The 22874-nt window shown below is 33.4% G+C and carries 18 protein-coding genes and 2 pseudogenes; 13 read left to right on the forward strand and 7 right to left on the reverse strand.

The features are described from left to right. Nucleotides 1–5 precede the first annotated feature (5 nt). The 3 genes and pseudogenes from ACFELW_RS01875 to ACFELW_RS01885 all read right to left on the reverse strand — a co-directional run. Entirely contained in the window at nucleotides 6–434 is a 429-nt protein-coding gene (locus tag ACFELW_RS01875; protein ID WP_341753060.1) for a universal stress protein, read from the reverse strand. Between the two features lie 24 nt (nucleotides 435–458). After that, entirely contained in the window at nucleotides 459–1400 is a 942-nt protein-coding gene (locus ACFELW_RS01880; RefSeq protein WP_375330260.1) for a TAXI family TRAP transporter solute-binding subunit, read from the reverse strand. Nucleotides 1401–1740: 340 nt separating this feature from the next. Continuing rightward, nucleotides 1741–1923, reverse strand: a pseudogene (locus tag ACFELW_RS01885) (epoxyqueuosine reductase QueH); the annotation flags it as partial. Nucleotides 1924–2005: 82 nt separating this feature from the next. On the opposite strand from ACFELW_RS01885, the gene ACFELW_RS01890 reads away from it, so the two are divergent. Next, entirely contained in the window at nucleotides 2006–3448 is a 1443-nt protein-coding gene (locus ACFELW_RS01890) for an IS4 family transposase (protein WP_341761641.1), read from the forward strand. A 6-nt stretch (nucleotides 3449–3454) separates the two neighbouring features. Here the strand turns inward: ACFELW_RS01890 and ACFELW_RS01895 are convergent. Then, nucleotides 3455–3922: pseudogene (locus tag ACFELW_RS01895) on the reverse strand (epoxyqueuosine reductase QueH); the annotation flags it as partial. A gap of 219 nt (nucleotides 3923–4141) precedes the next feature. Here ACFELW_RS01895 and ACFELW_RS01900 point away from each other — a divergent pair. The 4 genes from ACFELW_RS01900 (at nucleotide 4142) to ACFELW_RS01915 (ending at nucleotide 13022) form a co-directional block, all read left to right on the forward strand. Beyond that, a complete protein-coding gene (locus tag ACFELW_RS01900) occupies nucleotides 4142–4840 on the forward strand; it encodes a M15 family metallopeptidase (protein WP_341759760.1) in 699 nt (232 codons plus the stop codon). A gap of 609 nt (nucleotides 4841–5449) precedes the next feature. Then, the gene (locus ACFELW_RS01905) at nucleotides 5450–10153 is read left to right on the forward strand and encodes an autotransporter domain-containing protein (protein WP_375330261.1); all 4704 of its coding nucleotides are present in this window, start codon (nucleotides 5450–5452) and stop codon (nucleotides 10151–10153) included. Nucleotides 10154–10842: 689 nt separating this feature from the next. Continuing rightward, the gene (locus ACFELW_RS01910) at nucleotides 10843–12147 is read left to right on the forward strand and encodes an APC family permease (RefSeq protein WP_375330262.1); all 1305 of its coding nucleotides are present in this window, start codon (nucleotides 10843–10845) and stop codon (nucleotides 12145–12147) included. 8 nt (nucleotides 12148–12155) lie between these two features. Further along, nucleotides 12156–13022, forward strand: a complete 867-nt coding sequence (locus ACFELW_RS01915; protein ID WP_375330263.1) for a M23 family metallopeptidase — start codon at nucleotides 12156–12158, stop codon at nucleotides 13020–13022. A 194-nt stretch (nucleotides 13023–13216) separates the two neighbouring features. On the opposite strand, the gene ACFELW_RS01920 is transcribed toward ACFELW_RS01915, so the two are convergent. From ACFELW_RS01920 to ACFELW_RS01930, 3 genes are all read right to left on the reverse strand, one after another. Then, nucleotides 13217–13555 (reverse strand): hypothetical protein, encoded by a 339-nt coding sequence (locus tag ACFELW_RS01920; RefSeq protein ID WP_375330264.1) that lies wholly within the window; start codon nucleotides 13553–13555, stop codon nucleotides 13217–13219. Then, nucleotides 13552–14315, reverse strand: a protein-coding gene (locus ACFELW_RS01925; protein ID WP_375329687.1) for an IS5 family transposase whose coding sequence is annotated in 2 segments (ribosomal slippage) — nucleotides 13552–13958 and nucleotides 13958–14315 — 765 coding nt in all. Because the reading frame shifts where the segments join, the coding sequence is not laid out codon by codon here. Before ACFELW_RS01925 ends, ACFELW_RS01920 begins: the two co-directional genes overlap by 4 nt. 54 nt (nucleotides 14316–14369) lie before the next feature. Next, nucleotides 14370–15269 (reverse strand): MFS transporter, encoded by a 900-nt coding sequence (locus ACFELW_RS01930; protein WP_375330265.1) that lies wholly within the window; start codon nucleotides 15267–15269, stop codon nucleotides 14370–14372. 388 nt (nucleotides 15270–15657) lie between these two features. Here ACFELW_RS01930 and ACFELW_RS01935 point away from each other — a divergent pair, with 388 nt between their 5' ends. The 8 genes from ACFELW_RS01935 (at nucleotide 15658) to bcp (ending at nucleotide 22860) form a co-directional block, all read left to right on the forward strand. Further along, nucleotides 15658–17118 carry a UDP-N-acetylmuramoyl-L-alanyl-D-glutamate--2,6-diaminopimelate ligase gene (locus tag ACFELW_RS01935; RefSeq protein ID WP_375330491.1) on the forward strand — a complete coding sequence of 487 codons (1461 nt, stop codon included), beginning with the start codon at nucleotides 15658–15660 and terminating at the stop codon, nucleotides 17116–17118. 219 nt (nucleotides 17119–17337) lie between these two features. Next, on the forward strand, nucleotides 17338–18711 hold the full coding sequence (locus ACFELW_RS01940; protein ID WP_375330266.1) for a UDP-N-acetylmuramoyl-tripeptide--D-alanyl-D-alanine ligase: 1374 nt from the start codon (nucleotides 17338–17340) through the stop codon (nucleotides 18709–18711). Continuing rightward, on the forward strand, nucleotides 18711–19796 hold the full coding sequence (gene mraY, locus ACFELW_RS01945; RefSeq protein ID WP_375330267.1) for a phospho-N-acetylmuramoyl-pentapeptide-transferase: 1086 nt from the start codon (nucleotides 18711–18713) through the stop codon (nucleotides 19794–19796). The genes ACFELW_RS01940 and mraY overlap by 1 nt, the downstream gene beginning before the upstream one ends. A gap of 207 nt (nucleotides 19797–20003) precedes the next feature. Then, on the forward strand, nucleotides 20004–20831 hold the full coding sequence (locus tag ACFELW_RS01950; protein WP_375330268.1) for an IS4 family transposase: 828 nt from the start codon (nucleotides 20004–20006) through the stop codon (nucleotides 20829–20831). Nucleotides 20832–20958: 127 nt separating this feature from the next. After that, nucleotides 20959–21186 carry a CopG family transcriptional regulator gene (locus tag ACFELW_RS01955; protein ID WP_341748994.1) on the forward strand — a complete coding sequence of 76 codons (228 nt, stop codon included), beginning with the start codon at nucleotides 20959–20961 and terminating at the stop codon, nucleotides 21184–21186. Further along, a complete protein-coding gene (locus ACFELW_RS01960) occupies nucleotides 21183–21545 on the forward strand; it encodes a type II toxin-antitoxin system VapC family toxin (protein ID WP_094648949.1) in 363 nt (120 codons plus the stop codon). Before ACFELW_RS01955 ends, ACFELW_RS01960 begins: the two co-directional genes overlap by 4 nt. 84 nt (nucleotides 21546–21629) lie before the next feature. Beyond that, the gene (locus ACFELW_RS01965) at nucleotides 21630–22343 is read left to right on the forward strand and encodes an SURF1 family protein (protein WP_375330269.1); all 714 of its coding nucleotides are present in this window, start codon (nucleotides 21630–21632) and stop codon (nucleotides 22341–22343) included. A 49-nt stretch (nucleotides 22344–22392) separates the two neighbouring features. Beyond that, the gene (gene bcp, locus ACFELW_RS01970) at nucleotides 22393–22860 is read left to right on the forward strand and encodes a thioredoxin-dependent thiol peroxidase (RefSeq protein ID WP_341759769.1); all 468 of its coding nucleotides are present in this window, start codon (nucleotides 22393–22395) and stop codon (nucleotides 22858–22860) included. The last annotated feature ends 14 nt before the right edge of the window (nucleotides 22861–22874 follow it).

Consider the following 22874-nt stretch of genomic DNA (forward strand, 5'->3'; position numbering starts at 1 on the left):
TCCAACTATTCTCGGACAACCAAAACAGATACCCCAGAATGCCGCACAATTTTTGACGCATTAGGACCTAGCATATAATCTCTAAGCTGTGGTCGTACTGCTGAAATAATAATTAAATCAGCTTTCACTTCATTAGCATATTGTATTATTTCATCATAGACCGCCCCTCGACCAATATGTAATTCAACTTCGATCTCCTCAGGCACATATTGTCTAATTAGCTCTGTTACCTGTACCCGATATTTTTCTTTTTGGTCTTTTGCCCAGCTTTTAGGCAAATAATCCTCGACCATTTTCATACCAAAATCCGAGATGATATAAAGAAAATGTAATTTGGCATTAAAGATAGTAGCAAAACTTAAAGCCTTTGGTAATATTGCCTTAACCGATTGTTTATCCGACAAATCTAATGGTATTATTATATTTTTAAACACAATTAACAACTACTCCGATATTTATTATCTATTTCTTACTGCTGAATGTTTTGGCAAAATAAAATTATTAGTATCAGCAAAATGATTAATATCAATATTATATAACATATAATTAGAATGTTTAAAATGTTTTACATTTTTATGAAACATACCAATAAATTTATCCAATAATTTAGCATCCATACTACTGTTAGTAACTAAAATTGCCGTTACTGCCACTGTATTCAAATCTGCAGTGATTCCAGGATATAATCTTTTATCCAGCAATCCCTTATGAAAAGCTTTATTAGTGGCTAGTAATTGTTCAATTTTATCATTTTCCATAGGTATAAAATCAACCCCACAGCTATTAGCAGTAAACCCTACTAAAGCGTTAGGATGACCTACCGTCATAATCATCACATCAATTTTACCATTACAAAATTGTTTTATTGACTCTTCGTAACTCATTTCATCGCAATCTATTGGCTCTTTGGTAAAATTATATAACTTCCTGATAGCATTGTAAGTAATGGTATTACTAGACAATGACAAACCATTTGATATTCTCTTCCCTTCAATATCTGAAAAGCCTTTTATCTTATCCTTATCCTGACTTTTTACTACAACAGTAAAAAGCTCGTCATATAAATTAAGCACCTGACGCATTTCTTGCATTTTCTCTGTATTGGCATAATGCCCAATAGCTTCAAACGCTTCCAATGCTATATTGGATTGCACCAAAGCTAAATCTATCTTACCTTCTCTTAGCAAATTTAAATTTTCAACACCTCCATTGGTAGGTACTACTTCACAATTTACAGTTTTATCAGCTAAAGTCATGGTTCTACACAAATCCAATCCGATAGAGTAATAACCTTTCAAAATCGAACCAGAACCAATTCTTATTGTTTTTTGCGAAGCTAAGACACAATTATTAGTACAAAACAGACAAAAAACTACCAATAAAACTCTAAAATTGTTCATAAATATAATATACACTATAACTAATTGACCACTAATACTTTTTAAGATAAATAATTAAAAAAATTACTCCCCCTATCAATAGAGAGTTATTTCCGACAATATTTTAGGGTACCATTCCTTCGTCATTGCGAGGAGCTACTTTAGTAGCGACGAAGCAATCCAAAAAAGTAATCAGGAATGGATTGCTTCGTTGACCTACGGTCTTCCTCGCAATGACGTCTGAGGGGCTTTGCTTCGTCGCAGCAAAACTACTTCTCGCTAATAGATAGACTTAGCTATAAACTACCCCTACTACTATCGATAATCAAGATAATTGTTACAGTGCATATATAAAAAATTCCTATTCCTTATAATATTCTTCTCCAATTTCAATTTCAGCCCGGTTATTTGACTTACGCCAATTATTGCTGTCCCTTAGTGAGTAGATACAGCCACAATATTCTTGCTTATAAAAATTCTCACGTTTAGCTATTTCGTACATTCTACTACTCCCGCCTGATTTTCGCCAATTATAAGTCCTTACTTTTACCCACAAATATAAAATTAAGTATAAACTAATATTGAATTATATACTTAAAATATAAGAAGGGGAAAGAATGAGGAATATGCAAGCGTTATCTAATGCTTACAACTTAGGTAATAAGTGGTTAGAAAGGGAATTTAGGCATGTTAACTTTGGAGATCAAAGGCTTATAAAAAGACTTATTAAAACTAGCTCACTTATAGAAAGCAAAGCTTCTGGTTCAATAAATCAAAGTTGCAGAAGTTGGAAAGAGGCTAAAGGAGCGTATAGATTATTTAGCAATAAAAAATTTGATCCAGCGGGAATTTATTATTCACATTATAAAGAAACACAAGAAAGGATTAAAGGTAATGAGTTTGTATTTTCAGTTCAGGATACAACATACCTAGATTTTGATTCTCATATTAAAACTAAAGGGCTCGGTAGCGTCTCAAAGTCTTATACAAAACATAAAATGGGGCTGATTGTGCATAGTGCCTTGATGTTTACAATGGAAGGATTACCTTTAGGATTATCTTCTCAACAATGTTGGGCTCGTGTTATACGTGAAGAAACTGCACAAGAAAAATCAAGAAGAAAATATATCTCTTCTACTGAAGATAAAGAAAGTTATAAGTGGATAGCAGCACTTAAGGACACTATGCATATTATACCTAAAGACACTAAAGTTATAACTATTGGTGACAGAGAAGCAGATATCTTTGAACTATTATGGTCGTGTCAAGAAATGGGTAGTTTGTTTATTGTTCGTAATAGACAAAATAGAAAATTTATTTCTACAGAGGGAGGAAAAACAAATTTGCAAACCCATATAAATCAGATATCAGCAAAGAAAGAAATAGTAATTCAAGTTCCAAAAAAGAACAATGAAGCAGCAAGAATGGCAAATATTGAAATAAAATATATGTCTGGTTTAATACCAATTAGAACCCCTTCATTATATGGTTCAAAAAATACTGAACACAAAATCAGTGATAAAGTAGTGCTCTATGTTGTAAGAGCTAAAGAACAAGTCCCCCCTAAAGGAGTGGAAGCAATTGATTGGCTCTTGCTAACTAATGTTCCTGTCAGTAATTTTGAAGATGCGATTGAAAGGATAAATTGGTATAAGTTAAGATGGAGAATTGAAGAATATTTTAGAGTTCTAAAATCTGGATGTAAAATAGAAAATTCTCGTTTAGCTACAAAAGAAAGGCTAGAAAAATTAATTGCCATAAAAAGCATCATTGCATTTAAAATTTTATATTTATCAAAAGTAGCAATATCTCATCCGCAAGAAGTGTGTACTAAGATTTTAACTTCACAAGAATGGCAAACTCTTTATATTCGAGAGCATAAAACTATTTCCATACCTGAAGAACCTCCAACTATGAAACAAGCTATTATCTGGCTTGGTAAATTAGGAGGATTTATGAATAGAAAAAATGATAAATTACCAGGAACTATGACACTATGGAGGGGCTACGAAAATCTTACAGAAAGTATCGAAATATTATCTATATTTCTCTCCCAAAATTGTGGGTAAAAGTAAGTTATAAGTCCAGTAAGTTATTCCATCGTAATGAGAGGCAGCTTTAATGCCTGATTCATTAATTTGATTCATGTCTTTCCAGCGGGAAATGCCAAGAGAACTGGTAATAACTTTAAAATCATTCTCATAGGCATAAAGGGCTGTACGTTCAAAACGCATATCAAAACACATAGAACAACGTTTGCCTCTTTCTGGCTCCCATTCCATACCTTTGCTTCTCGCAAACCAATTTTGTACGTCGTAATCTGCATCAATAAAATTGATACCCATTTTTTCAGCAAAACGAATATTTTCATTCTTACGAATTTCATACTCTTTTTTAGGATGAATATTGGGATTGTAGAAAAAAATAGTTAAGTCAATACCAGACATCAACATTTTCTCCATAAGTTCTCCTGAACATGGAGCACAACAGGAATGTAGTAGAACTTTATTTTCACCATTTGGTACTGATAGGATTTCATTCATAATTAGTTACTAATTTTTTTATAAATTTTAAAATAACATACGATATAGCTAATCCAAATTCATTAGATTTAGATTGCTTCGTTGCCGCTAAAGCGGCTCCTCGCAATGACGTAAAAGATATTGCATTGTTTTGTAGAAAAATGGATAATAAATTATTATTTTTTATTAACAATAATTTTGTCACTAAGTATTGAATATTAGTCTAATTGAGAGATAATTATGTTGAATAAAACAACTAATTTGCCTAAAGGTTTTGAGTATTTGGATCAAATAGATCCAACCATAATTCAACAAATGATGTATTATAGTACTAGGAATTTTATAGGAGAGAGGATCAGGGGCTATAAGGCTCCTAGAGCTATACTAACTAAACAAGCCGCGATTGCCCTAAGAAATGTTCAGCAAGATATAAAAAATGATAACTATTCTTTGGTAGTTTATGATGCTTATAGACCACAGAAAGCTGTACAACATTTTGTTGCCTGGGGAGAGGATAGGGCTGATCAAACAATGAAAGAATCTCACTATCCATACATTAATAAGACTGAAATCTTTTTGTTAGGTTATGTTGCTAAGCAATCACCTCATAGTCGCGGAAGTACGGTTGATCTAACTATTATTGAACTTGGAAAACAATTACATAGCAACCCTAAAATGATCAAAAGAACCATAAAAGATGGTCGTTCCATACCTTATTTTGATGATAATACGGTTGACATGTATAGTTCTGTAGACCTTATGGATTCAGTATCTTGTCATGATAGTGACCTAATTGATCAACGTTACTTACAAAATCGTAATTATTTACGGGCAAAAATGAAAAAGTATAATTTTGCAGAATATTTGCCTGAATGGTGGCACTATACTTTACAAGACGAGCCTTATAAGGATCAGTATTTTGATTTTGATGTTGAATAAGGTTTATAGCTAACCTGTTACTCCATCATTGTGAGAAGCTAGTTCGCAACACATCGTCATTGCGAGACCACGCAAGTAGGTTGTGGCAATCCATGAAACTTGTTATATGGATTGCTTCGTTGCCGCTAAAGTGGCTCCTCGCAATGACGCTTCAGTTTAAAACCGTCACGACTCCTTGCAATGGCGTTAAATTTTAACCTTCCAAATCAATATTGTTTCAAATATAACACAACTAAACACAACTAACAGGAATTTATGAAAAAATACTCTAAGTAGCTTGTAATTAATTAATTTTACATATATAGTACTTGCGTGGATATTCTAAAAGGGTTTTATGTAGAATAGATAGTGTCATCCATGTAAAAAGGCTGTCGTCTCTGCAAAAAAGGTGTCGTCCCCTCAAAAATGATGTTATTCTTAGCAACGATGGGAATCTAAAAAACCTGATATTCTCGCTGTTGCTAAGAATAACATAAGATGAGGGGAAAATAACCAGAACTTCGTGTAGGAGGGACATAATTAGAACACGGAAAGGACATTACAGGTTTTAGAGTTAATTACTCCAAGAAACTGATTTAGAAAATAAATTAACTTAAATTAGGAAAAATTATGAATAACAAAAGAAAAAAAAGCAATTTCTTGAAAAATTTGCTGACTACTGCTTCTGTTGCCTCGGTGATAGTTGGTGCAAGTAGTTCAGCGTTTGCTGTGACTAGGACGGTAGGAGGTAAAACCGACCTACGTGCTGGTGGAGGTCTAAATGGTGGAACCCCATTTATTACAGGACAGGATATTATCTATGGTGGTGGTGGTGCTTATAATGTTGATGCTAACCTTGTTGGGGGGCAAAACATACACGCAATTAGCACTGGTGGTGCTGCTGCTGTTAATGCTCCTGGTCTGCTAACTATTAGCACTGGACCTACATCTATTGGTTCTATCGGTGGTGATGCTAATCATGCTCATGTTCTTAATATAGCGATACTAGCAGATCAAGTTGTGACTTTAACTGGTACTGGTGGGGGTACTAGTGCTATTGCTCGTAACATTTATGATCGTTTAGGTGCAATTACTTTCAATGCTGGTTCGATCTTAAATATTGATCCTGCTCATCATGATAACATCGATTTTGCTAATTTTGAGATAGTTAATGGTCAGAATGCAACATTGAATATTAATAATACTGGTGCTGCTTTCGTAACACAATTCAACAAGCACAGTGTTGCCTCAGCTCACACAATTAATATCAGCGATGGCAGTACTGCTCAATTTAAAACTGATACTGCTGGTCTTAATATATTACACCTTCAGCAAGACCGTGATAGTGCTATCAACTTTGGTACTACTGGTACAGGTAAATTGTTACTTACTTCTATAGATCCTGGTTCCAGGGATTTTGTAGTTGACTATGGATCGCTTGGTGGTAAAAATGCTGGTACTCTTACGGACAATTATGGTGTAATTAGTCTTGATACTACAGCTGTAGCTGGTGAGCTTTCTTCTAAGGCTCTTAATACAACCGTAATCGGTCAAGATAAGGAGCATAGAGCTAAGAAACTCATAGTTACTGCTGTTGGTAATGCTGCAACCATTTCAGGGAAAGTATATAGTAAGGAAATTGAGTTAAACGGTGAAAACATCATTTTCAGACGTGGTGAAGTTGATGTAGGTGATGATGGAAAAACAAAAATGATTGTGGACTCAGCATTGGCTCTTCAAGATAATGCCAATCTTGGTGTAGTAGACTTCAATAACACCACCAGTACAATTGAAGTTTCTGCTAACAAAACACTTGCAGGAGAATTTTATGGTAAAGTAAATAATAATGACAGAAAAGGAACGATAAATTTTCTTGCTGGTGATGAAAAATTTGACGGTAAGGCAGTTAGGTTAGATGCTATTACAATTGTTGGTGGTAGTTTGACATTTTCAGGAACTAAAGGGAATGATGTAACGGAAATAAAAGCATTGGGCAATGGTATAAATCTTATATTTGCTGACGGTTATGAATTGACTGGTCATATTAATAAAACTAATGCTTTTGCTCCAAATCTAACTTTCTTAGGTGATGCTGAAATTAAGGGTACTATTTGTCAGGGTGGAGCCCTTGGTAAGATTAATATCACTGATAAGGATAAAACAGTAACATTAGATACTGATACGATTGAAGCTGCTAATATCTTTACTGAGACTGGTGGAGGAACATTAGCCTTAAATAATAAATCTAACAATGTAACCATTACAGCTCGAATAAGTGAAGTTGGTGGTGGTACTATTAATGCAAGTGCAATGGCCTCTAACAAGGATTTAATAATTGTGGGTGATATAGGAACTGATCCTTCTCAAAACAACTCTAAGGCTTTAGATAAAATAGTATTGGCTGGACAGAATCCTCAATTTGTTGTTGCCCCTAATGTAGGTTTTGTTAATGTTGGTGGAATTGATTTTAGCAAAGAATCTTCGACAGTTAAGTTGGATATTGCTGATGTTAAGTATGCCTTGGGAACCTTGGAAAATGCAGAGAGTGCTAAAGTTGTAATTAGTAACAATATCTCACTATATAATACAAGCACTGCTGATAAAGGTATATTAAAGGAAATTCAGTTTAAAGGAGATAATATTTTAACTCTATATAGTAATAATGATATTGTTGCTGGCTCTATAACAACTGAAAATGCTGATCAAGGTACTTTAATTTTTGCTGGCAAATCTACTCTGAAAGGTAATATAGGAGAAGACAGTCGTAAATTTAAAGAAATCCAAGTATTGGAAGGTATTGAGGCAACTACATCTGGTGTAGCTCGCCTTAAAGAAGATGTACTCTTGGCAAACAGATCTGTATTAAATATAGATAGTAACTATTATGTTAAAAGAGTTGTTAGTACTGACGCTGCTGGTGTTGGAACACTAAGATTTGTTAATAAGGATAAGGTAGAATTAGTAACATCTCAAATTCGTGCTACTAATGCTGGTAATGCGATCGAGAGCTTAGAACTGAATGGTGGTAATGTTCAATTAGTTAATAACAGTATATCATTCAAGAATATTAATTTCACCACTAAAGATAAAGCTATCTTAGAGTTAGATAAAGATATGCAACTTGCGGGAATAAATGTTAAGAGTAGTGCTACCGAAAGACCTACAATTAAGTTGACAAACGAAAAAGATGATGAAATTAGTGCAGGTCAGCATATTGGAGAAAAAGATCATTATGTTGATATACAACTTACTAAAGATAATGCTTTAAATGTTAAAAGCCAAGATGCCTTTATTGCTGTAAGCACTACAACTAATAATTCAGGTGTTGTTAACTTTGAGGTTGCTGGTGGTAATAATTTATTAGTCGATTATTTAGGTTCTGAGAATAACCGCTTAAAAGAGGCTAATTTTAAATCAAATGTCGAAAACCGTGGTAGTACCCATGTTAAAAAAGCTACGATTTATGATGGTATAACTTATACAGCTAGTGGAACAGTAGCCGGTGATGTATTAAATATTGGTAGTACTAATGGTGGTGCTATTGCTAGCTTTAAGGATGGTGTTGTTTTAAAAGATACTCTGATCAATGTAGGAACAAATAACAAAATCAACTTTGAAGGTAATGCTACAATTATTAGTAATATTGGTAAATCTGACAATAAATTTGAGGAAATTAAATTTAATGGAGACAAAAACAGTACTGCAACCTTGGGCTGTGATTCTATAAGTGCGAAAACAGCTAACTTTGGTAAAGAAAAGATTAAAGTTGCTGATAATGTTACACTTGATGCTGTTTCACATATCGATGCAAATATTGATTTAGGTTCTAATCAGCTATTCTTAAAAGAAGGCGGAACTTGGGGAAAAGATGTTAGTATTAAAACTACATTAACTGCAAATGGTGAACTTGGTTCTATTAAACTTGGTAATACTGTTACTGTTGCTGGTGATTTACCAGTAAATGTTCAGACTATAGGTATTCACATTATTGATGATGCTTCTTTACAGGATTATCGTGATACTGCATTTACCCTCATAGATGGTGATAAATACTTAGTTATGAAAGATGGTAAAATCACACTCATTGGTGGAATGCCAACCACAAACCGTGCATATACTGAGTGGGCTATTGAAAGTAGAGATGGCAAACAAATGATTACACGTAAGGTCAATGAACGCCAAGGTATGAAAAGTGACTTGAATCAGTTTGGTCATGATCCTATCAATGATCAAAATGTTGAGGCACTTCTTACTGCAAAACGTGGTACTGATGGAGCAAAATTTGCGGATGATGTAAGTCTTATACTAGATAAGAAAGAACGTAAGGATGTCATGGATAAACTTTTCAATAGTGAAAATGCTCATGTAACCACAGCATGTGCTGACGCTGCTCGTCGTGTTGCTGATAGTATTGATAATATAGTACAGAACAGAAATACTAAAATCGCTGTTAGTTCTGGGTCTGATGATGGTAATGCATCAATGGGGGCATGGGTTATGCCATATTATAGCCAAGCTACTCAGGATCAGGATAAAAAAGATAATTCTATTGGCTATACATCAAAATCTTTTGGTGGAGTCTTGGGTTTCGATACTTTATTTAATGAGAATCTAACAATCGGTGCTGCTGTTAATGTCGCTAATACTGATATGAAATTTAAAGGTTATAAAGACGAAAAAACCAAAATTGGTACTTTTGGGGTCTCTCTTTATGGGTCACAACAACTTGATAAAGATTTCTTTGTACAAGCTGTGGCTTCCTTTAGTTCAAGTAAAATTGACAGTAATGATGTTAGAAAAGTATCTACTAAGGTTCATGCTAGTGGTAAGGAAACTGCTAAAGCTAGTTATGATTCTACATCTTTCGGTGGAGAAGTATTATTTGGTTACAATGCTAAACTAGCTGACTCAGTATCACTAACCCCGACTGCTGGAATTCGTTATACAAGGTTTAATGATGCAGAGCATAAGGAAACTGGTACAACACATCAAAATAAGATATTTGCTAAGAAAGAAGCCAATATAGTTGAAGCTGTTATCGGTGCTAGAATTGCAACTACTATAGATACTGATGGTATTGCAATAACTCCTGAACTACATGGTTCTGTTTCTCACAAATTAAGTGGTAAGTCAGGAAAAGTTGATGCTAGATTAGATGGCATGACTGATCCGTTTGTTACTAGAGCTGAGAAAGGTGGCAAAACATCATATAATGTTGGTGTAGCTATTGCTGCTAAAGCCGGAGTTATGGAGTATGGAGCTGGTTATGATGCATATTTAGCTAATAAATATGTTGCTCACCAAGGTACTCTGAAAGTTCGTGTAAACTTCTAAACTAATCATTTAAGTTTACTTATCTATTACTACAAAAGGGCTTCCTTTCCAAAAGGAGGTCCTTTTTGTTTGTATACTCAAATGATTTGGAGAATTGGGTTTGAAAATGAGGGGCGAGTACACGCAGTGTACATAAGGTACGTGAGTATGCGAGTCCCTGATATTTTCAAAAAACAATTCTTCAAAGCATTTGAGTATATAAGTTCAGCAAAGTTCTCAACATAATAATAAAAATATATTTACAATCCTTAATCAAAATGGTAAACAAGTAGATCAGAAGTCTAGTAAATGGCTTGTTGAGAAATTACAAACTGATGATCAATAGAAATAAGTTGATTGCTTTTACTAACGGAATGTTTATTACTAAACAAACCTACGATAAGAACATTGTGTAACGATTATTCTTACTTCAATTTGGGTTTGAAAATCATCCACTAAGAGGATGCCTGCGATAACTAATTAATTATATTTTGAGCTATTTTTCGACGAGAATAAATATGATTTTTGAAGGAATAGTATACCTATTTCAAAAAAATTATGTTTATACTCAATAATATATTATTAGTGTATAGTTTACAAAAACTTGAGTAATTGATTTATCAATTTTCAAGTTTTTATTTTTTTATGTACAGTTTGTAATTATTACAGCCTGAAATAAGTTCAGGGTTTATCATACAATACAGGATTATATGTCACAAAAGCTCGGTTTTTGGTCAGTTTTTGCTTTAGTTATTGGTAGCCAAATTGGCACCAGTGTTTTAATATTACCAGCAAGTTTAGCACCATACGGTATTTTTAGTTTAGTTGGAGGAGTATTATCCTCCTGCGGTGCTATAATTTTAGCACTGTTATTTGCTATACTTTGTTACCGATTCCCACAAACAGGTGGACCCCATGTTTATTTAAAAAAGGCATTTGGTAATGATGTAGCATTTTTTACCGGCTGGACTTATTGGGTTATTTCATGGGTTAGTACTGCTGTAGTTGTTATTTCAGCTATTACATATTTAACACCTTTAATTGGGGTGAATAATAGTTTTGTGATCTTAATTTTGCAGATATTATTGTTATTTGCTATTATGTTGCTAAACCTTAAAGGTGTGGAAGTAGCAGGGCGAGCTGAGTTTATACTAGCAATTCTAAAATTCATTCCATTAATAGTAGTGCCAATTGCGGCATTATATCAGTTTGATAGTAATAATTTTGTTATGGATAAGCAAATAACTAATTTAACTTTTTCTCAAATTCTTGGTAAGGTAACATTATTAACATTCTGGGGATTCATTGGTTTAGAATCAGCAACTGCTCAAGCTGGTTCGGTAATGAACCCATCAAAAACAATACCAAGAGCTGTAGTAATAGGTACGCTTTGTGTTGCTATTTTATATCTCATTAATAGCGTTGGAATAATTGGTTTAATCCCACCAGAAGACTTAATACATTCTAAAGCTCCTTATGTAGACGCTACCCAAATAATTTTTGGTGGTCAGTGGCATCTACTTATTTCTTTGATTGCTTCAATTATTTGTATTGGAACGTTAAATGCTTGGGTACTAATCAGTGGACAAATTGCTTTGGGACTTGCCCAAGACGGCTTAATGCCATCTTTTTTTGCTAAACAAAATAAAAATGGTGCTCCAATTTGGAGTTTAATCATAAGTTGTATTGGAATATTATTATTATTGATTAGTACAACCAATGAAGATTTATCAGAACAAATTACCGAAATAATTGATTTTTCCGTTATCTCTTTTTTATTTGTATATCTAGCCTGTAGCGTAGCTTTTTTAAAATTACTGCTAACAAAATCAGAAAAATCTTCAACATCTCAATGGTTAATTGCCCTAGGATCAATGACCTTTTGCCTATGGATTATTTATGAAACACCATTAAATGTTACAATAAAAGCTATCTCATTTGTATTAAGCGGAATACCTGTTTATCTTTGGTATAAAAAGCAATCGTTTCTTAGGTTATGTAAACAAATCTTATAAGGATATAAATGCTTAAGTCCTGTATATTATTATTAACTATAATATTATTCCTACAAGGATGTAGCACCTCATCTGTCAATAAGACATTTTTAAACGTCACGGCACAACAATTACAAAAAGATTACAAACTAAATCACGGCACTTTAATTATACAATATAATTTAGCAGCACTAAGTAAAAATAACTGCATTTATGCAAAAAATTTTGGTCTTATTATTAATAATGAAAAATATAACAAGGCTTTTTTACAAAAATTTAAAACTATTGGAGCTAAGAATATTAATAGCCAAGCAATTAATAACCAGGCAATGATTAAATCAACTAAGATCAAAGATTTGCTGATAAAGTTAAATTATAAGTATAAATTCTTATCTAAAACAGAATTACAACTTGTTCAAAAAGCTAGTAATAAAAATAGTTCTGATAATATTAAGGAGCTAGGACAATTAGATAAACTAACTGCTACTATTCCTATAATGTTACCACAATATAATGTAAAGGTTACTAGTCATTATGGCATGCGTAAGCATCCTAGGAAAAAACAAAAAAAATTCCATTGCGGAACAGACTTAAAAGGACACAAAAACTCTTCCATTTATGCCTCTGCTGATGGAATAATTACCACCGTAAGGCGAGAAAGTGCTTATGGAAATTTGATAGAAATAAAACATTCAGATAAATTCATTACCAAATATGCTCACTTAAAAAAAATACACGTAAAAGAAGGAGATATGGTTATTAAAGGTCAGAGTATTGGAGTGCAAGGTAATAGTGGTAACAGTACAGGAGAGCATTTGCATTTTGAGATTTGCCTCAATAACAAGCATGTTAACCCATTTGACTTCATATCACATGCTTGCAACTGTAATACTTAATGAAAGAAGTCTATTGCAAGGAGCTACTTTAGTAGCGACGAAGCAATTTCTAACTATTTTCTTGGATTGTTTCGTCGGCTTACGCCTTTTCGCAATGACATATATGTACCCCCATCGTTATTGCGAGACCATGTAATGGTCGAAGCGATCCATTTTTGATCACTTTCTGGATTAGCTATATTAAGCAAGTAATGCTACCGACTCTTCACCGCCCATATAGTAGCTAAAGTAATCATTGCAATATAAACTCCTATAGATATAGAAGAGTCAGTAAAGTGCCAAAGAGCTATGCACACTGCAGGAGCAGAGCGTCCAAATATTGAAGTACCTAAAGCATCACCAATACTAACCAGCATATATTTATCTGAACCATGAAATAAGCTATTAAGCCAATAATTTAGTGGGCATAAGAAAGTTACCTCTAAGGCAATAATCCATAAACGGACAAAATTAACATACCATATAGAAGCATCAGTCATATATAACCATAATGGTACTATGCTAATAAATAGAATGCTAGGGTATGTCGTCACGAGATTTGAGCCCACATTAGTAAAGCCCTTAAACAAAGACCCGCCATGTATGATTTTGTATTTTTAGCATATCTTGTTGCTATACCACGCCATTCTTTAAATTTTTGAAATGTATTTTCAATAATGTGCCTTAGCTTATATAGATATTTATCTATCTCTCTTTGAATCTTCCTGTTTCTTTTTGATGGTATTACAGGAATTATGTTTGCATTCACAGCCGATTCTATTATGGCGTTTGTATCGTAAGCTTTATCAGCCATAAGATGTTGTGCCTCCATATTCTGGATTAACTCACAAGCTTGAGTACAATCATTTCTGGAACCTTCTGTAACAATAATTCTGACCGGCATACCATACGCATCCACGGCCATATGTACCTTTGTATTGAGCCCCCTTTTGTGCGACTAACCGTTTGATTCCCGCCTTTCGCTCCAAGTCCTGCTTTGTGAGTTTTTACAAATGTAGAATCTATCATTAACCATTCAAAATCAGGAGCATTTATAAAAATATTTAGCAAATTCTCCCATATCCCATTATCACGCCATCTACAGAATCTTCTGTGTACATTCTTCCAATTGCCATAATCAGGAGGCAAATCTCTCCATGGAGCTCCCGTTCTAAATATCCACATCACTGCATTTATAAAAGTTCTATTGTCTCTTGCAATACCTCCCCAACAACCTTTCTGACCAGGTAAATTACTTTCTATCTTATTCCAAAGCTCATCGCTTATATCATGTCTTCTATGTGCTAAACTCATTGCTTCTTATCGCCTATTTTTATTACTACAATTATAATAACAAATCACATAAAATTATGCAATCACAATCTCGTGACGACATACCCTAGTACTTACGATCATTACATCCACAGGACGATATTTTTTAACAAAATACCCTATTAATGGAATCATTGCTGCATCTACGATTAATAAAAGAGTATTAACACTCATCATCGCTTCCAAAGATATAGAGGTAATAAGAGGGACAAAACTATTCATCACTACAAAAGGTATGACATATGTCATATAGGAAAAGCCACTAATTATAGATATACGCAGAATATTGTACTTATTATTCAATATCACATTTGATGGGTAAGATTTTTGTTCTATTGCTCTTTGAGACATATTGGAATAACGTCTAAGATAAACCCCTACAATCCCTGTACTACCTCCTAATATAAAACATAAACGCCAATATTCATGGTGACTAGAACTAATTAGAATTGCACTGACAGAAGAGGCAATAATAATCCCAAATATTGTTGATAGTTCGTATAGGTAAGATGCTTTCACTCCTCGACTCTGCGTTTTATTTTCTACAATATATAATTTGGCAATACAATGTTCTCCTTCACCAAAAATTCCTAACATCATTCGAATAATAAGCAGCATCAATGGTGAAAACCAGCCAATCATTTGATAAGTTGGTATAATTCCTATTAACATAGTGGTAATAGCCACCCCTATTAATGAATAGGATAGAGCCAAAGTTGCCCCTCGTTTTTTTGCAATTATACTAAAAATTATTGAACCAATTGGTCTGGTAATTATTGAAGTTGCTAACATGCCATAGGTTAAGATCAAAGCAACTATAGGTTCATCTTTGGGAAAAAAGACTATTGATAAAATTGGAGCAAGAAAGCTATAAATATTCGTATCGAAATGATCTAGACTATTACCTATTAAAATTGATAAATCTTTCTTTTTCATGAGAGACCGTAAAATTTTTGTCAAAAATTATCTATAGCTAACCCGATTAGTATGTTATCCATAGTAACTGGTGCTATTAGCGAGGAGGCACTTTGTGCAACACACCGTCATTGCGAGGAGAGCGTAAGGTCGACGAAGCAATCCATTTTTGGTTACTTTTATCGATTGCCGCGTCGCCGCAAAGCGGCTCCTCGCAATGACACCTATGCACAATGATGGGAGTGCTGCGTGGTCTCGCTAATAAGTGTCTGTGAATTTGGTTTAGTGTTATCATACTAACTCTTTACATAGGTTACCATACGTGATAAACACACTTATATACTATTTAATAATTAATTAGGCTATATTTAAATTGCAAAAACTATTTGATAATAAAATTATCTCTCAGATGAATTCTTGCAGTTTGTGCTGTGACTCTAGACTAGCTAAAGCTGGCGATATATTCTTTGCGATTAAAGGAGCAAGCTCTGATGGTAATAAATTTATCGATGATGTAATAAATAAAGGGGTGAAATTCATTATTACAGATGATGCTGAGAGCTTAAACAACCCCAATATTACCGCCAATGATGTACATATAAATCTTGTGAGTGATGCACGGTTGGCACTGAGTCAAGCTGCTAATATTCTCTACCCATTATTACCACCATATATGGTAGCTGCTACTGGTACTAACGGCAAAACCTCGATAGTATCATATTGTAGGCAATTATACACATTATTAGGAGTACCAAGTTGTTCTATTGGGACTATTGGCGTAGAATGTGCCAGTGGTTTGGATTTAAGTGTTCAAGACATTTTAGACAAATCCCCGGCTCTCACTACTCTTGACCCTATAACTTTTAGACATATTTTACATAAGCTAGCTGAGAATAACACAAAATATGTAGCTTTTGAGGCTTCTAGCCATGGTTTAGATCAACAAAGATTATGTGGTGTAAAAGTAAATGCTGCTTGCTTTACTAGTTTTAGTCAAGATCACCTTGATTATCACCAAAATATGGCTAATTATCTTTTAGCCAAACTAAAATTATTTACAGATAATTTATTGCCAACAGGAACGGCTGTGTTAAACTCAGAAATAGCACAATTAGATTATATTAAACATTATTTACAACAACGTAATATAAAGTTTTTAACAGTGGGTATGAATGGCGATCTGAAAATTATCGACAGTACAATTCCTGGACATAAGGTTCCTGGACATAAGGTTTGTGACTATAAAGGGCAAAAATATAATTTTACTACTGATATAGTTGGTAGTTTTCAAGCTAGTAACTTACTGATTGCCGTTATGATGGTGCATTTGACTGGCTTTCCTTTGGAACAAGTTATATCGAAGTTATCGCAAGTTAAAGCAGTTAAAGGGCGTTTAGAGAGAGTAGGTAATAGTAATGTGTTTATCGACTATGCTCATACCCCAGATGCTTTGGAAAAAAGTTTACTGGAGTTAAGAAAAATAAAATCAGATAAGGGGTTATTAAAAGTAATTTTTGGCTGTGGTGGTGATAGAGATAGCAGTAAAAGACCATTAATGGGGCAAGTTGCGGCGAAAATTGCTGATGAGATTATTATTACTGATGACAATCCAAGAAACGAAGATCCAAAATTAATACGGCAGCAAATTATACCAGCTATTATAGCGATCACTAATAGTTTTATAGAAATAAAAAATAGAAAAATAGCAATTACTGAGACGATACATAATTTACAAAAAGATGATATTTTGCTAATTGCCGGCAAAGGTCACGAAAATTATCAGATAATCGGTAATAAAAAACTACCCTTTAACGACTTCGATATAGCCAATAAAGCTCTACAAAATAAGAATAAACTTATTGACAATTAAAGCAAAATTGGGGTAAGAATTGTCTTGAATGTGAGCGTTCATGGAAAAAGTTAAAGTATAAGCGTCATTGCGAGGAGTGGCTAGCGACGAAGCAATCCATAAAAGTAACAAAAAATGGATTGCTTCAACCATTAAATGGTCTCGCAATGACATGACGTCTTGTACTTTAACTTTTTTCTGTAAACTCTCACTTTTGAACTTTACGTAAGATATAATATAATGATTTGGTCAGCAAGAGACTTGAGTAATGCATTGAATATAGAGGTACATCCTGATATTCATGGTGGACAAGTTCAATTCAATTCTAATTCCGTTACATATGGTGATTTGTTCATTGCTCTTAAAGGAGATAATGATGGACATAATTATGCGTTACATGCTCTAGAACGTGGGGCAAATGCGGTAATTATTAGTCAGGAAATAACAGGGTTGCCTAATGAAAAAGTAATTATGGTTCCTGATACCTTAACTGCCTTGCATCAGATGGCAGAGTATAAACGGCAGAAATCCCAGGCGAAGTTTATTGGGGTTACTGGCAGTAGTGGTAAAACTGGAACTAAGGAAGCAATCAAAACTGTACTAAGTCACTTTGGCTCTACTTTTGCTAGTCGAGGAAATTTCAATAACCATCTTGGTGTACCTATAAATCTTGCTTCTCTACCAGATGATATAGAATATGCTGTTTTTGAAATGGGTATGAATCATCCAGGAGAAATAAGAGCTCTAACAAAAATGGTTAGACCTGATATATCAGTCATTACTACAATATCAGAAGCTCATCTTGAATTTTTTCAGTCTCAACTGCATTTGGTTGATGCTAAATGTGAAATTTTTGAAGGAATGTCAAAAGATGGTATAGCTGTTATAGATTTAGATAGCCCATATTATAACCAAGTTTTACAAAATCTTAAGCAATTATCGATTAATAATATATATAGTTTTGGCACATCACCATATGCAGATTGTAGCTTAATATCATATGAATATCAACAAATTACCCAACAAGTTCGTTTACGTTATTCGATTCATAATACTAAAATAGATATCGAGATTCCCCTTGTACCAGAACATTATGCTAGAAATTATACTATAGCTCTTCAGATGTCAGCCATATTGAACTTAGATATTAATGTAGCAGCAAGACAATTAAGCAAAATATTATTAATGGATGGTAGGGGTAAGCTAATCAATGCCAAATATCATGGTCAGGACTACCAAATTATATGTGATTATTATAATGCTAATCCAGAATCAGTAAAAGCTGCTTTATTATATCTAAAACAGCTTAGTGGTAAGAAAAAAATTGCTATAATAGGTGATATGTTAGAATTGGGAGACAATTCGATAAAATTCCACAAAGATTTAATACCAGCAATTCTCGATTCTGGTGCCAACAGAGTTTTTTTAGTAGGCAATAATACCCAATATATCTATCAATCTTTGCCAAACGAAATAGAAAAAATACATTTTGATAATGTTGATCTGTTAATAGAAAACTTAAGTAAATTACTTAAGGGCAATGAATTAATCTTAATAAAAGGGTCAAATAGTACCCAACTTAGTAAAATCATCCAATCTTTTGAGTTACACTAGTGATATACAACCTTCTTGCCCCCTATATACATAAGTTGCATGTCGCAAATTTATTCCACTATATTACTTTCCGTATAGGGCTTGCCATATTATTTAGTTTGACTATTTCTTTTTTGATAGGACCTAGAATAATTAGAATTTTACGAGATTTACAAAAATATGGTCAACCAATTCGTGACTACGGACCAGAAACCCACAAAGCAAAAGTAGGGACACCAACTATGGGCGGGATAATGATTATCCTCAGCGTTTGTCTTTCTACTCTCTTATTCTCTGACCTTACTAATAAATATATATGGATAGTGTTATTTGTCTTTATTAGCTTTGGTATACTTGGTTTTATGGATGATTACGCTAAAGTAACAAAAAACCACCATAAAGGAGTTAGCGGTAAGAAGAAATTATTATTTCAGTTTACTATTTGTCTAATTGCTTGTTTATTGTTAAGGGATGCCAATAATCAAGGAAATAACCTGCTGACTATTCCATTTTTTAAGAATTTATTGATTGATTTGGGATTATTTTACATTCCTTTTAGTATGTTTGTTATAGTTGGGGCATCAAATGCGGTGAATCTAACTGATGGTCTTGATGGTCTTGCCATCGTGCCGATTGCTATTACTGCAGGTTCTTTTACCTTAATTATTTACTTGGTGGGTAATAGTTTCTATGCAAATTATCTGCAAATTATTTATGTAGCAAATATTTCTGAATTAACTATCTTCTGTGCTTCAATTGTTGGTGCTAGCCTAGGATTTTTATGGTTTAATGCCCAGCCAGCAGAAATTTTTATGGGAGATACTGGTAGCCTAAGCCTCGGCGGTGCTCTTGGTATTGTTAGCGTTATTGCCAAACACGAATTTGTTCTAGCAATTATTGGTGGGTTATTTGTTATTGAAACTTTATCAGTAATTATTCAAGTATATTATTTTAAAGCTACTCGTGGTAAAAGACTTTTCAAAATGGCTCCGTTGCATCACCATTTTGAGAAACATGGCTGGTCAGAGTCAAAAGTTGTGATACGTTTCTGGATTATAGCTATAATATTTGCTCTAATTGGTTTGTCTTCGCTAAAACTAAGATAGGAATGCATTTAAAAATCGTCATTGCGAGCTGATGTATCCCCACGAAATTATTGCAAAATAGCAAGAATTGATAGAATATCTTCATTATTTAATGATGATGGAGATAGTAGGTTATGGATGTAAAAACAGTATTAAATGAAGTAATAAAAGAACATTGTCCTTTTATACATAATAATCGTTTAAATGCGTTAATTTTGTACAAGAGGGATGAGTTTACCTTTGTATCAAGATGTGTTTGAAGAAGGTGAATTAAAGGGCAGAACGGTAGAATTTCTAAATAAATTAAAGAGTATAATACCTTATGGTAAAAAGGTAATTGTGATTATGGACGCTGGCTTTCATATTGAATGGTTTAAGGAAATAGAAAAACAAGGGTGGAGTTGGGTGTGTCGGGTACGACAAGGAAAAGATTTAAAATTAGCTAAGAATGAGGATTGGATATCAGTTGAAAATTTCATGCCATCAATTGGTTCAAAAACGATGGAATGTGGTACGATTCTGCTAACCAAAGCTCATAAATATTCCTGCAGAATGGTTACAACTTGCAAAGTCCCTAAGGGGCGAGTGCAGAAGGTTAGCAGGAATCGTACTAGCAGTAAAACAGCAAATGGTTCATATAACAAAGCTGCAAAAGAACCTTGGATATTGGTAACTAACTTAAGTTCTGATGAATATAAGGGAGCGGAAATAGTGAGGTTATATAGCAAACGTATGCAAATAGAGGAAACGTTTCGAGTGATAAAAAATCATCAAATTGGTCTTGCTGGAAGATATATTAGAACTTTAGATGTGAATAGATGGGGAGTTTTAATGTTACTATCTGCCATTGTTATTATAACATATTGGGTTATAGGTGTGGTAGGCTATAGCCAAGGTATGCAAAGAATTTTCCAACCTAACACAGTAAAAGATAAAAAGATTTATTCGTATTTTACCCTTGGGAAATTTATTATTGAATTTAATTATCTGCATGCCATAAAACCATTGCTAGAACCCCTGGCATCTATTATAAAGACGGAGCTTTGTCGTGCTTAATTTCGTGGGGATATATCAGATTACGAGGAGGCGTAAGCCTATGAAGCAATTGTAAGATCATTCTTGAAAAAATTAATAAAGTACATTATTATATATCAGATAATGATAACTAATATAGTAGCATAGTATGAGAACTATTATTGATATACCTGACATGCAAGTAAAAATTTTGAATCAACTATCAAAGAAAAAAAAAGTGTCGAGGGCAGAAATTATAAGACAAGCTTTGGCTGACTACATAACCAATTATACTAAAAGTAAAAAAGGCTATAAATCAGCATTTGGTATATGGAAAGATCAAAAATTGGATGGCTTATTATATCAACAAAAATTACGTGGTGAGTGGGGTGAATGAAAGTATTATTTGATACTAATATATTGATAGATTATTTGTTAGGACATACAGTGGCTAGTAAAGAACTTGAGCAATATAAAGATTGTCAAATTAGTATAATAACTAAAATGGAAATATTAGTTGGAGCGTCAGAGGATAACGACGAAACCACCAGAGAGTTCTTAGATAATTTTACCATAATTGACTTAAATAAAGAAATAGCTGAAATTGCCATCTCTATTAGAAAAGAGCATAAAATCAAACTACCTGATGCAATAATATGGGCAACAGCTAAATATTGCAATGGTTTGTTAATAACTAGAAATACCAAAGATTTTCCTATCCATGCCTCTGACATAAAAGTTCCGTACAATATATAATTGATAGAATGGGAATACTATGAGATTATTTGGTTGTACATGAGTATCAACTTTCCAGTAATCGACCTCAGTTTAATAGGAATTATGATGTCCAAGACTTTAAAAATCGGTAAGTGTCAAGTACAGTTACTACCTTTATTGCTTACTATATTAGCATTTGTCATCCTTTTATCACTGGGGTTTTGGCAAGTTGCTAGATTACAGGAAAAAGAACTATTTTTAAGTTCAATAAAAAATAACCTTAATAATTCTCCTCTTGATATAAAAACACTTAGTGTAGATAAATTATATGCTAAAGTAAAAATGAAGGGGCATTTTTTGGTTGGTAAGAATTTGCATCTTTATGGACGTAAATCAATGGCCACGGAAAAAGATGGTTATTATTTAGTCAGACCTTTTCAAACTGATGATAACAAGATAATCTTAGTTGCCCTAGGGTGGTTTGCTGCGAGGTATAAGAAAGATATTGATAATATAACAGATGATTCGACGGAAATTACTGGTGTGATTCTCCCTGGGGAGAAAACCAAGCTGTTTGTCTTAGATAATGATGTTAAAAATAATGTTTGGTTTACTTTAGACTTAACTCAAGCATCTGATATTCTTGGTTTAACATTAGAGAATTTTTATTTAATTATGGAAGGTAAAGGTAATCATTCTGATATTCTAAAAAGTCTATCAATTAAAAATTTGCTGAATGTCAGAAATGATCATTTAGAATATGCCATTACTTGGTTTGCTTTGGCAATTTCATTAATAGTGATTTTTGTAATTTATCATTTGCCTAAAAAAAATTAGAGTGTAAACTGGACTATGAGACGCAAAAAAGTACAAAAAAGGAGTGGTTATGATATTAAAAGTAGGCGATATTGCACCAAATTTTACTATGCCAATAGGCGAAAATAGTAAAATCAATTTATCAGATTTATCAGGTAAGTTTGTGGTATTATATTTTTATCCGAAAGATGATACACCAGGCTGTACTATTGAAGCAGGTGATTTTAATAGGCTAAAGCCAGAATTTAAAAAAATGAATACCGTAATTGTTGGTGTATCAAAGGACAGTTTAGATTCTCATGACAAATTCAAGAAAAAATATTGTTTGGATTTTGATCTTGCGTCAGATTCTAACTCTGATACTTGTGAAAAATATGGAGTTTGGGTAGAAAAATCGATGTTTGGTAAAAAATATATGGGGGTCGAGAGAACTACCTTTTTAATAGACAAAAAAGGTACGATAGCTCACATTTGGTCAAAAGTGCAAGTGGCTAAACATGCTGAAGATGTGTTGAACCAGCTGCGGAAAATAAATTGAAATAATAATATCTT

This window comes from Candidatus Tisiphia endosymbiont of Nemotelus uliginosus (assembly GCF_964264755.1).
In the GTDB taxonomy this organism is placed as follows: Bacteria; Pseudomonadota; Alphaproteobacteria; order Rickettsiales; family Rickettsiaceae; genus Tisiphia.

What these genes read in the sequence shown, in the direction of transcription:
- ACFELW_RS01880 (WP_375330260.1), bottom strand. Translation starts at nt 1,400, where the DNA reads ATGAACAATTTTAGAGTTTTATTGGTAGTTTTTTGTCTGTTTTGTACT.
- ACFELW_RS01890 (WP_341761641.1), top strand. Translation starts at nt 2,006, where the DNA reads ATGCAAGCGTTATCTAATGCTTACAACTTAGGTAATAAGTGGTTAGAA.
- ACFELW_RS01900 (WP_341759760.1), top strand. Translation starts at nt 4,142, where the DNA reads ATGTTGAATAAAACAACTAATTTGCCTAAAGGTTTTGAGTATTTGGAT.
- ACFELW_RS01905 (WP_375330261.1), top strand. Translation starts at nt 5,450, where the DNA reads ATGAATAACAAAAGAAAAAAAAGCAATTTCTTGAAAAATTTGCTGACT.
- ACFELW_RS01910 (WP_375330262.1), top strand. Translation starts at nt 10,843, where the DNA reads ATGTCACAAAAGCTCGGTTTTTGGTCAGTTTTTGCTTTAGTTATTGGT.
- ACFELW_RS01915 (WP_375330263.1), top strand. Translation starts at nt 12,156, where the DNA reads ATGCTTAAGTCCTGTATATTATTATTAACTATAATATTATTCCTACAA.
- ACFELW_RS01930 (WP_375330265.1), bottom strand. Translation starts at nt 15,269, where the DNA reads ATGAAAAAGAAAGATTTATCAATTTTAATAGGTAATAGTCTAGATCAT.
- ACFELW_RS01935 (WP_375330491.1), top strand. Translation starts at nt 15,658, where the DNA reads ATGAATTCTTGCAGTTTGTGCTGTGACTCTAGACTAGCTAAAGCTGGC.
- ACFELW_RS01940 (WP_375330266.1), top strand. Translation starts at nt 17,338, where the DNA reads ATGATTTGGTCAGCAAGAGACTTGAGTAATGCATTGAATATAGAGGTA.
- ACFELW_RS01950 (WP_375330268.1), top strand. Translation starts at nt 20,004, where the DNA reads ATGAGTTTACCTTTGTATCAAGATGTGTTTGAAGAAGGTGAATTAAAG.
- ACFELW_RS01955 (WP_341748994.1), top strand. Translation starts at nt 20,959, where the DNA reads ATGAGAACTATTATTGATATACCTGACATGCAAGTAAAAATTTTGAAT.
- ACFELW_RS01960 (WP_094648949.1), top strand. Translation starts at nt 21,183, where the DNA reads ATGAAAGTATTATTTGATACTAATATATTGATAGATTATTTGTTAGGA.
- ACFELW_RS01965 (WP_375330269.1), top strand. Translation starts at nt 21,630, where the DNA reads ATGATGTCCAAGACTTTAAAAATCGGTAAGTGTCAAGTACAGTTACTA.
- bcp (WP_341759769.1), top strand. Translation starts at nt 22,393, where the DNA reads ATGATATTAAAAGTAGGCGATATTGCACCAAATTTTACTATGCCAATA.